This window comes from Acetomicrobium sp. S15 = DSM 107314 (assembly GCF_016125955.1).
Classification (GTDB): Bacteria; Synergistota; Synergistia; order Synergistales; family Thermosynergistaceae; genus Thermosynergistes; species Thermosynergistes pyruvativorans.
Genome location: NZ_JADEVE010000279.1, coordinates 1 through 350, shown reverse-complemented (window position 1 = coordinate 350; position 350 = coordinate 1). Strand labels below are relative to the sequence as shown.

Here is a 350-nt window from a genome sequence, read left to right as displayed (position 1 = left end):
ACAGAACCTTCAAGCAGCTCTTCGGCTTCTGTAAGATAGCGTTCGTTATCGCGACGGATCTCTTCGATTTCCTTGCAGAGATCGTCCATCCACGCCAATTCACCCGCGACAAAAGAACGCCTTATTCCCAAAGGGGACGAGAAATGGTGGGGAAAGGGATGGCTCGAAGAAGGCTACGAGATCCGCGTAAATAATGGCTTGTCCAGCGAGGTTGAAATTACTTTGACCGACAGGGTTCCCGTCATATCTTCTATGGATGTAGTAGAAATAGGAACTACTGATGATGGTGTTACTGTATATTGCGATAAAGAGGCTTATAATTCTGACGGTATTGTAGTGTGTAACAGGGT

Annotated in this window: 1 pseudogene; it reads left to right on the top strand. The window is 46.3% G+C overall.

Going from position 1 to position 350, the window contains the following annotated elements:
• Positions 1-72: 72 nt before the first annotated feature.
• A pseudogene (locus tag EZM41_RS08260) lies at positions 73-350 on the top strand (hypothetical protein); the annotation flags it as partial.